This is a genomic window from Pseudalkalibacillus sp. NRS-1564 (assembly GCF_050467905.1).
Classification (GTDB): Bacteria; Bacillota; Bacilli; order Bacillales; family Guptibacillaceae; genus Guptibacillus; species Guptibacillus hwajinpoensis_B.
The window spans coordinates 1-8624 of sequence record NZ_JBITPM010000035.1 but is presented as its reverse complement, the minus strand read 5'-3'; the positions used below and the strand labels follow the sequence as shown (position 1 = coordinate 8624).

General features: G+C 37.9%; 15 protein-coding genes and 1 riboswitch. Of the genes, 5 read left to right on the top strand and 10 right to left on the bottom strand.

Annotated features, from left to right (window positions below):
- Positions 1 to 141: 141 nt before the first annotated feature.
- The gene (locus tag ACIFPW_RS16035) at positions 142 to 435 is read right to left on the bottom strand and encodes a hypothetical protein (RefSeq protein ID WP_430245764.1); all 294 of its coding nucleotides are present in this window, start codon (positions 433 to 435) and stop codon (positions 142 to 144) included.
- 213 nt (positions 436 to 648) lie between these two features.
- Positions 649 to 749, top strand: a riboswitch (cyclic di-GMP riboswitch).
- Between the two features lie 22 nt (positions 750 to 771).
- Between ACIFPW_RS16035 and ACIFPW_RS16030 the strand changes: the two genes are divergently transcribed.
- Together ACIFPW_RS16030 and ACIFPW_RS16025 are read left to right on the top strand one after the other, a co-directional pair.
- Positions 772 to 891 carry an anti-repressor SinI family protein gene (locus ACIFPW_RS16030; RefSeq protein ID WP_194218417.1) on the top strand — a complete coding sequence of 40 codons (120 nt, stop codon included), beginning with the start codon at positions 772 to 774 and terminating at the stop codon, positions 889 to 891.
- A 113-nt stretch (positions 892 to 1004) separates the two neighbouring features.
- Complete coding sequence (locus ACIFPW_RS16025) at positions 1005 to 1340, top strand: helix-turn-helix domain-containing protein (protein WP_430245762.1); 336 nt, start codon at positions 1005 to 1007, stop codon at positions 1338 to 1340.
- A 190-nt stretch (positions 1341 to 1530) separates the two neighbouring features.
- On the opposite strand, the gene ACIFPW_RS16020 is transcribed toward ACIFPW_RS16025, so the two are convergent.
- The 3 genes from ACIFPW_RS16020 to ACIFPW_RS16010 are packed head-to-tail and all read right to left on the bottom strand — an operon-like array spanning position 1531 to position 2095.
- Entirely contained in the window at positions 1531 to 1653 is a 123-nt protein-coding gene (locus ACIFPW_RS16020; RefSeq protein ID WP_430245768.1) for a DUF5658 family protein, read from the bottom strand.
- 43 nt (positions 1654 to 1696) lie between these two features.
- Complete coding sequence (locus ACIFPW_RS16015; RefSeq protein WP_430245760.1) at positions 1697 to 1960, bottom strand: hypothetical protein; 264 nt, start codon at positions 1958 to 1960, stop codon at positions 1697 to 1699.
- A gap of 12 nt (positions 1961 to 1972) precedes the next feature.
- Positions 1973 to 2095 carry an anti-repressor SinI family protein gene (locus tag ACIFPW_RS16010; protein WP_226615716.1) on the bottom strand — a complete coding sequence of 41 codons (123 nt, stop codon included), beginning with the start codon at positions 2093 to 2095 and terminating at the stop codon, positions 1973 to 1975.
- A 312-nt stretch (positions 2096 to 2407) separates the two neighbouring features.
- Between ACIFPW_RS16010 and ACIFPW_RS16005 the strand changes: the two genes are divergently transcribed.
- Positions 2408 to 2740, top strand: coding sequence for a helix-turn-helix domain-containing protein (locus tag ACIFPW_RS16005; protein ID WP_430245758.1), 333 nt, complete (start codon positions 2408 to 2410; stop codon positions 2738 to 2740).
- A 71-nt stretch (positions 2741 to 2811) separates the two neighbouring features.
- Here the strand turns inward: ACIFPW_RS16005 and ACIFPW_RS16000 are convergent, their stop codons facing one another.
- The 6 genes from ACIFPW_RS16000 to ACIFPW_RS15975 all read right to left on the bottom strand — a co-directional run bounded on the left by ACIFPW_RS16000 (position 2812) and on the right by ACIFPW_RS15975 (position 6795).
- Complete coding sequence (locus tag ACIFPW_RS16000; protein ID WP_430245755.1) at positions 2812 to 2985, bottom strand: hypothetical protein; 174 nt, start codon at positions 2983 to 2985, stop codon at positions 2812 to 2814.
- Positions 2986 to 3206: 221 nt separating this feature from the next.
- Positions 3207 to 3629, bottom strand: coding sequence for a 3-hydroxyacyl-ACP dehydratase FabZ (gene fabZ / locus ACIFPW_RS15995; protein WP_194218411.1), 423 nt, complete (start codon positions 3627 to 3629; stop codon positions 3207 to 3209).
- Between the two features lie 18 nt (positions 3630 to 3647).
- Positions 3648 to 3932: a DNA-directed RNA polymerase subunit beta gene (locus ACIFPW_RS15990; protein ID WP_430245754.1), complete on the bottom strand. Its 285-nt coding sequence runs from the start codon at positions 3930 to 3932 to the stop codon at positions 3648 to 3650.
- A gap of 36 nt (positions 3933 to 3968) precedes the next feature.
- Positions 3969 to 4970, bottom strand: a complete 1002-nt coding sequence (locus ACIFPW_RS15985; RefSeq protein WP_430245752.1) for a rod shape-determining protein — start codon at positions 4968 to 4970, stop codon at positions 3969 to 3971.
- Between the two features lie 138 nt (positions 4971 to 5108).
- Positions 5109 to 5381, bottom strand: coding sequence for a sporulation transcriptional regulator SpoIIID (spoIIID, locus tag ACIFPW_RS15980; RefSeq protein ID WP_048311390.1), 273 nt, complete (start codon positions 5379 to 5381; stop codon positions 5109 to 5111).
- Between the two features lie 502 nt (positions 5382 to 5883).
- The gene (locus tag ACIFPW_RS15975; RefSeq protein WP_194218408.1) at positions 5884 to 6795 is read right to left on the bottom strand and encodes a M23 family metallopeptidase; all 912 of its coding nucleotides are present in this window, start codon (positions 6793 to 6795) and stop codon (positions 5884 to 5886) included.
- Positions 6796 to 7096: 301 nt separating this feature from the next.
- Here ACIFPW_RS15975 and ACIFPW_RS15970 point away from each other — a divergent pair, with 301 nt between their 5' ends.
- Positions 7097 to 7978, top strand: a complete 882-nt coding sequence (locus ACIFPW_RS15970; RefSeq protein ID WP_430245749.1) for a hypothetical protein — start codon at positions 7097 to 7099, stop codon at positions 7976 to 7978.
- Positions 7971 to 8585: a glycosyltransferase gene (locus ACIFPW_RS15965; protein WP_430245766.1), complete on the top strand. Its 615-nt coding sequence runs from the start codon at positions 7971 to 7973 to the stop codon at positions 8583 to 8585. The genes ACIFPW_RS15970 and ACIFPW_RS15965 overlap by 8 nt, the downstream gene beginning before the upstream one ends.
- The last annotated feature ends 39 nt before the right edge of the window (positions 8586 to 8624 follow it).

Below are 8624 nucleotides of genomic sequence, written 5' to 3'. Positions count from 1 at the left end.
TTTTCAAATAGTATTAAAAGCTTTTACATGGTAACGAGTAAAAAATGTTTATAAATGATGTTTCAAATTATATATAATACCATTATATATAATTTGAAACATCATTATAAGAGAATTAAAAAAAGAGACCCGTTAAGGTCCCTATTGCTGGTTTTCAGTTTCATCATTCGGTTGCTTTTCAGTGTCGTCCATGTCCCCTTCATCCATGTTACCATCTTCATCTTTATCGCCTTCTTCTGAACCATCCTTATTCATTGTATCATCGTCTTCCTGATCAATCGTTCCATCGTCTTCGTTAACATTCTCTTCATCTTCTGGTGTATCTTCTTGCATTTCGGGATCTTCTACCGGTCCTTCTTCTTCATTTGCATTCGAACAAGCCGCAATACTCAGGGAAAGAAACATCGTCATCAGTAACATCATCCACTTTTTCATAGAAAAACCTCCATCGTTGTAATAGTCCTATTTTGACCATCTCAAGTGGATGTATGTATTTTCCTAACACCAAATTTAAAAAAAGTTATTTATTTACAAAAAAAGTCATATATTTTTGATATTTTTTACAAATTACAACACATTTCGTAGGTTTAATGGCCTATTATAATAGTAGGATTTTCATAAATATATGATGGATCGTACAAAGTATCCTCCAGAAAAGGGCAACCATTTTTGAAAAAAAGTGGGCGCAAAGTAAACAGATCTAAGGAAGCTTGTTGATAGAAGGCTTCTATGATGGCTGAACTACCTGGAAAGAGTTTAAGGAGGAGTTACATGGGCGTACATACGGAAGAAAATCTGGACGAGGAATGGATTAAATTAATGAAAGAAGCGAAGGAATTGGGCATCAAAATTTCTGAAATCAAAGCGTTTCTCAAAAATGAGGGAATGTAACCTGAACGAAAGCGGCGGAACGGACGCCGCTTTCGTTCTATTTACGGAACAATAACATACTGGTATAATTACATACAATCAAAGAATTTTGTCGAAGCATCGGAGGGATACACGTGATAGGTGAAGAAGTAAAGAAGTATCGTTTACGCAAAGGGTTATCTCTTTCAGAATTAGCGGAACGTGCGAATGTGGCCAAGTCATATCTGAGTTCAATTGAACGAAATATACAATCAAATCCCTCTATCCAATTCCTAGATAAAATATCTAATGTTCTTGATGTTTCGGTAGAGGTACCACTTCAGGGAGATGATCCTATTCATCAGAGTGAGTTAGACTCGGAATGGAAAAAGATCGTTAAAGAAGCAATGGAGTCTGGTATAAGTAAGGACCAGTTCAGGGAGTTTCTGGAGTTTAATAAGTGGCGTGCCAAACAGGGATCTGATCAATAAATTGTTTTTTTAAGAGCCGACATCTTCCAGTAGGCTCTTATCTATTTAGTTAACAGGATATATACCTAATAGCCGTGGATACACAATATGAAAGAATATAATGTTGAAGCCACGATTAATAAAATCCGTATTAAACCGGATTTAAAGTGATGAAATTTTAAAAGTAAGGCGATCAAAAAAAGAGACAAACCTATTTATACATTAGGATAACAAGTGGATCCATTTGAAATAGCATTCGCATTAATGGATTCACTTCTCCGATCCATCCATTTTGAACTCCACAATATGTGATAAATCCATCAAGAGCGTTAATCCATGCTAAATAAATAACAAAAAACTGCTCCTACGTTTTCCCTTTATTCATAATGAGACGATATATTTTGGTTTTGTATAATCTCCCTAAGTTCATCGTACATTTTCTGTTCATCTCGGATTATTCCTTTGATGTCTTGTTCTTTATTTTCAAGTCCGTGGATTTTCTCTAGAATAAAAGATAAATCGCACTTCCCTTTATATTCGTCATTGATGTAGAGTTTGGCGATCCGTTTATCAACCGCAATGATTTTAATCCTCTTCCCTAAAATATAAGAGACAAAAGTCCCTTCCCCTAATTTGATCACCATCATTCCTCCTTATTTTTTTGAGGAATTGATTAGAAAATCCTTCACTTCCTCCTTAGATAATCCCATTCTTCTTGCAATTGAAATAAGGGTCACCCATTCCTGATCCAATTTTTCGTCAGTATACGTTTTCATTCCCCATCCCCCTTATATAATTCAGCAATAAACGACATTAATAAAGAACGTTTTGTTCTTTATTTAGAATGTACATCTAATATAGTCTTATTTTGGAAGATTAAAAAGACTGAAAATTCTTTATATAAGGCTGTTATCAGCTTATAATCTGCTATATCCTACCAAATACTCTCTCGTTCTTAAATTTTAATTATTTTGTTCAAAGAGACTTTTAGAAAATTAATATAAAAACACGACGTTTGTTCTGTTTACAGAACAAATTGTTCTTGATAAAATTAACACAATAAATAATGATAAAGTCGAGGTAAAGGGATGATAGGGGAAAAAATTAAACTTTATCGGAATCGTATGGGACTGTCTTTAACTGAACTCGCTAAACGGGCAGGGGTTGCCAAGTCTTATTTAAGTTCGATTGAACGAAATCAACAGGCTAATCCTTCTATTCAATTTCTTGAAAAAATAGCGGCAGAATTAAAGGTTCCTATGGAAGTGTTCATATTAGAAGAAGATCACGAGGAGCCGGCACTCGACACGGAGTGGAAAGAATTAATCGAAGAAGCGATGCGCTCAGGTATTACAAAAAAAGATTTCGCAGACTATTTAGAGTTTAAAAAGTGGCAACTCCATCATGGCAATGATGAATAAAACAACTACTTAAAATCGAATTTCTATTGAAATAAGAAACTCCTGTCCACGAAGGACAGGAGAGAAAGTTCTTATTCAGCAGAGTTCTCAGAGTTTTCGTTAGCCGCTGGCTCTTCGGTGTTGGTTCCATTGTTCATAGAGTTATTGCCGTTCTCAGAATCATTTTCACCGCTGTTACACGCTGTGATTAACATAACAGCTACTAACGAAGTTGCAATTTTGAGCATGAATTTCTTGTTATTCATTTCCAAAATTCCTCCCTGAACTCGATAAGTTTTACCGCTATGTAGCGGTTGAGTAAATCATAGCAGGTAAAAAGGGGTATTTGTTAGAATTTACATAGTCTCTATGATCGTTTAACATTACATCAACATTTGAGTCATCATCGAGCCTCTACTAAAATGAATTTCACACTCCAAAAAATCCCTATTCCCGTATAAATTACGGAAATAGGGATTTGCTTGTCCTACTTCAATGCAAACATAATCTCGGCTTCTGCTGCAACTTCGCCGTCCACTGTTGCTGTTGCTTTACCTTTGCCGATCGGTCCTTTGATACGAATGATTTCAACTTCGAGACGAAGCTGATCTCCCGGTTTAACCTGTTTTTTAAAGCGACATTTGTCAATACCAGTAAAGAAAGCTAACTTGCCTTGATTATCTTCCTTCTTCAGCATCGCGACAGCACCTACCTGAGCAAGTGCTTCAACGATTAACACACCTGGCATAACAGGGTAATCTGGAAAATGTCCATTAAAGAACTCTTCATTCGCTGTTACGTTCTTAATACCAACTGCTCTTACTTCTTCTTCTACTTCAAGAATTCGATCAACGAGCAGAAAAGGGTAACGATGCGGGATAATCTTCTTAATGTCCTGACTATCTAACATAATTCATTCTCCTAACTGTTACTCTTCTTTTTTGACGATATCACTAATCTTTACCCATGTACTCTTCTTAAAGACGTCTGCAGGGCTTCCGTCTCCAATGACACCGTAACCGATCATCGCACCTGCTACAAGTGAAGCGACGAGCAATAGGGCAACGAGAAGAAGGCGTAGCCAGATTGGAATTAACCGAATCATTGGCTTACGCTCTTTCATTTCTTTATTCTTATTCGTTTTTATGGCCTCTTCATTAGGAAGTTCCTTATGCTCTGAGGTCTGGTTCACCTTTTCATGGTTGTTCGCCATTATGATTACACCCTTACGAATAGTTTCCGTTCTAATTTAGACTAATTTTTTCTTTGCAATTTTGTCAATATGCTCAAGCATGAGGCCTGTCCCTTTTGCAACGCAGCTCATTGGCTCTTCGGCAATGAGTACAGGTACCATTAGCTCTTCAGCGAATAGCTGATCAATACCGTGAAGCAAAGCACCCCCGCCTGTCATGATGACACCACGGTCAATAATATCTGCTGAAAGCTCTGGAGGAGTTCTTTCAAGTACGCTCTTCGCGGCCATTACCATATGTGTAATTGGCTCCTGAAGGGCCTGCTGAATTTCATCAGATTTCACTGTGATCGTACGAGGAAGTCCTGAAACCATGTCTCGTCCACGAATATCAAGTTCTTCTTTCCGGCCGCCTGGAAATACCGTTGCTACGTTAATCTTAATTTGTTCTGCTGTCCGCTCCCCTATGAGAAGCTTATACGTTTTCTTGATGTAATCCAGGATTTCGTAATCGAACTTGTCCCCTGCCATTTTAATGGAAGAGGCGGTGACAATATCGCCCATTGAAAGAACTGCGATATCCGTCGTTCCACCGCCAATGTCCACAACCATATTACCGCTTGGCTGAAATATATCCACGCCAGCGCCAATCGCTGCTACTTTTGGTTCTTCTTCAAGGAAAATTTGTTTTCCACCGCTTTTTTCAGCAGCTTCTTTAATCGCTTTCTTTTCAACAGACGTAATGTTTGTTGGCGTACAAATTAGAATACGCGGCTTAGATAGAAAGCTTTTTACATTAATTTTGTTCAAGAAATGTCTCAGCATCACTTCTGTAATATCGAAGTCTGCAATAACGCCATCTTTCAATGGACGTGTTGCAACGATGTTTCCAGGAGTCCGGCCAACCATTTGTCTTGCTTCTTCACCTACAGCAAGTGCTCTTCCAGTACCAGTGTCTAATGCCACGACAGAAGGTTCATCCAACACTATGCCTCTGCCTTTCACATAAATCAGTACGTTCGCGGTACCTAAATCAATCCCAATATCACGTGAAAACATGACTTATCCTCCCTGTATTCTTTCACTCATCTATTGTCTCAGTCCTAGTATGTTTAAACTACTTATCCATTAGTATATTGTACCACAAATAAAGAACCAGGAAGAAAGTATTTAGAAAAAAATGTCGTTTTAGGCGTATTATTTGACAGCTTCTTCTTTTTCAGTATCCTTTCTATATTTTATTCTCGTCGCTTCGCCGCCGCGGAGATGGCGTATCGATTTATGATACTCGAGAATCCCCTTCACCTCATTGGCGAGGTCCGGATTAATTTCGGGAAGCCGTTCTGTTAAATCCTTATGAACGGTACTTTTGGACACTCCAAACTCTTTGGCGATCACCCTCACCGTTTTCTTAGTCTCCACGATGTAATTTCCAATCTTGATGGTTCGCTCTTTGATGTAATCGTGCACACCACTCGCCTCCCTAAATTGGATGTGAGAGATGCGAAATGAGACTGATAAAGTGATCATGCTACGAAGCTCTAGTCATCAGGTCGACCTACATGATGTCAGGAGTATTGCATGCAAGAATACTTCGAAGCCTTACCACAACTTCTCACCTCTGCCCCTCATTTACTAAGTTTTGTAACATTTTATTAAGGCAAAGGTGGTTATATACCAAAAAGTCAAGAGGGACAAGGGATTTTATTTAAATTTTCTTATAATGAGCGATTTTTGCCTTTTTTGTATGCTAAATCATTTCCTAAAAGAACCTCTTCTATAGTATTTCTCTTCGCATCTTTGCATGCAATTATTTACTAATTGATTTCTTTAATCCTTAAGATGCGAGGAATTTCAATGCTTTTTTAAGCTATAAAACTGGAATTAGCATGATATTTCCCGGGAAAGGTCGAACGATGTCATGTTGAATTGTAAACAAATAAAAAAAACCCCGATTGCTCGGGGATTTCTGTTACTCTGAATCCTTTGTATCTGATTTTTGATCATCCGATTTCTGCTCATTGTTATTTTGCTCGTCGGATTTATCCTCGTCAGCACTCTTTGCATCATCTTCGGCGTCTTTCTCAGCATCCATTTCGGATTCTGTACTGTTGTCTTTGTTCTCAACATCAGTACCTTCTGAGGCTGATGGGTTGGAAACTTCATTTCCAGCTTTTTCTGGACCTTCAATTGCTGAAGAAGGTTGATTAAAAACATCAAGTGGGTTAACTGGAGTACCATCTTTACGAACTTCAAAGTGTACGTGTACACCAGCGTCTGTATCAAATGTGTTTGTTCCAGCCTTACCAAGCTTATCGCCTTGCTTCACTTTATCGCCTTCTGCCACTTCAACTGCTTCAAGCGATTCATAGACAGTAACAACCCCATCTGCATGTTCTAAATGAACTACATTTCCTAGCAGCTGGTCGTCTGATACTTTAACAACCTTTCCACTCATAGCAGCTTTAACTTCAAAGCTTGCTCCATCTTCACTAGCGTAGTCAATTCCTGCATTTTGGTAGTAGGTATTATTATAGAAAACAAGGGCTGCTTGTTGTTCTTGCGTGCTAGCTGATGTGTCATAGAATTGTTTCTGCACAAATACACCACTATCTTCGGATGCAGGTACTTTAAAGACTTCTGAATCACCAAGGACTGGAACGGACTCGTCATTAGTGTCAAAGGCACTTCTTTCTTCATCAATTCCGCTTAAATCTTTCGGGCCAGCATTTTCTTGCCCACCTTGCATCCAAAGAACGGCTGCAAGAACAATTGCTGCAAAACCAAGATAGACTGCCGGATAGATCCAGCGTTTTCTTGCTAGCTTCTGCCATTTAGAAGCGCTTTTTTCAACAGGATGAGATCGTTGTTTTTCGTCTCCCATTTGTTCATCACCTCAGCAACATTGTGGTCAGGTTGCGAGATTTATATACATGTTCCTAAAAAAATGTCTATTTATTTTTTGATAAGGGGGATGTTTTTATTCATGAATTCGGTTTTCCCAGTATTTACTTACGATTTTAGGCGTATTTTTCTATATATGCCATTATTTCTTGTTTTATATTTTGTTATCTGTTTGTAAGAATGATTACTTGAATATGAGGGTATATAACCTTTAACAACACTTTTGGCACTAAAATCCGTTTTGATTTATTCAAGACGAGAATGAAGGGGATTACTCTATTATGAATTACGTCATTACATCAACACTGCCCGAGCAATTTGGAGGCAGAACAAAGTCCCTCCTCGATCGTACTAAGAAATTAGTAGAACAGGCTGACCTAAACTATACCATTATTACAACAAATTATAATCCTTACTATGGGGACATATATGAGCAATATTATAGTGAAAACAAAGTACCGCGTTCGGTGAAAATGATGAACATCTACGACTATCTTGCCGATCGTTCTTATTCTGGTGATAGAGTCGAACAACCACTTGAGGAAGAAGGACTTACGTATCGTGAAATTAAAAAGAATAAAGCCTATCGCTATTTTGAAAACGGCGAATACGTTCTTTATAAGAGTTACGATCCGGAAGATGGATCACTTAAATTCATTGATTTTATGGATCCTTATAATCGCAAACGTGCGTGTCGAAAGGAATTTAATAAACGAGGAAAATGCCATCGGAAGATCAATTACAAACAAGGGACGACAAATAAGCTTGAAGAAATCTATTATGATGATCGCGGACATGCTTATGTTAACCAAACATACGATGGGACGAGTGACAACAAGATTATCCGTATCCATCATTTCACTGAAAAAGGCATCCTTGAATTTAAAACAGAAAAAGATTTCTTCCGCTATTGCCTGGAGCAGATGATTGAGGATTCTTCTACCATTATCAATGACGCTCGTCTTCTTGATAAACCTATGTGTGAGCTGAAAGGTAACGATCTTACGAAAATCGCAATTCTTCATAATACACACTTACAAAGTGAAGATATCAATGATATCAAATCATCTTATCAATATATTATCGACCATGCAGATGAAGTTGATCATATCGTCGCGTTAACCCAAGAGCAAAAAAAACGATCTCTCTCATTTAATTTTTAACAATGAAAAGATTTGCATTATCCCGCATTCTATCGCGCCATCAACCTTAAATCTGAAGGGAGAGCGTGAAAATAAATTTGTTTTCATCGGTCGCTTAACTGATGTGAAGCAACCTGACCATTTAATCGAAGCCTTCCAATTGGCTAGAGAACAGCTGTCTACTTTCACTCTTGATATATATGGTGAAGGCCCGATGAAAGAAAAGCTCGAAGAAAAAATCAAAGAATATCAGCTTGAAAAGCACATTTTCTTAAAAGGGCTAACAGATGACCCAGAAAGCGTATTTGCTACTGCAAAAGCATCTTTCCTGCCAAGTCAGTACGAAGGGTTTGGACTCGTTATCATGGAAAGCCTAAACAATGGTTGCCCAGTTGTAGCTTATGATATTAAATACGGACCAAGAGATTTAATAAAAGACCAGGAAAACGGACTTATGGTTGAAAAAAATAATATTGAGGCTTTGTCTGAAGCAATGGTACAAGTTAAGGATAAATTATTTGGCGAGATCGAAGTAGATAAGGAGTACCGTGAGCCAGCTTTCGTAAAAAATTGGACAACACTTATCGGAAAACAAGAGAAAAAATTTAAGTTACCCTTCTTCAAATAATAGCTATTCACAAAACTTACCCAAAGATAAAAGGCCGCA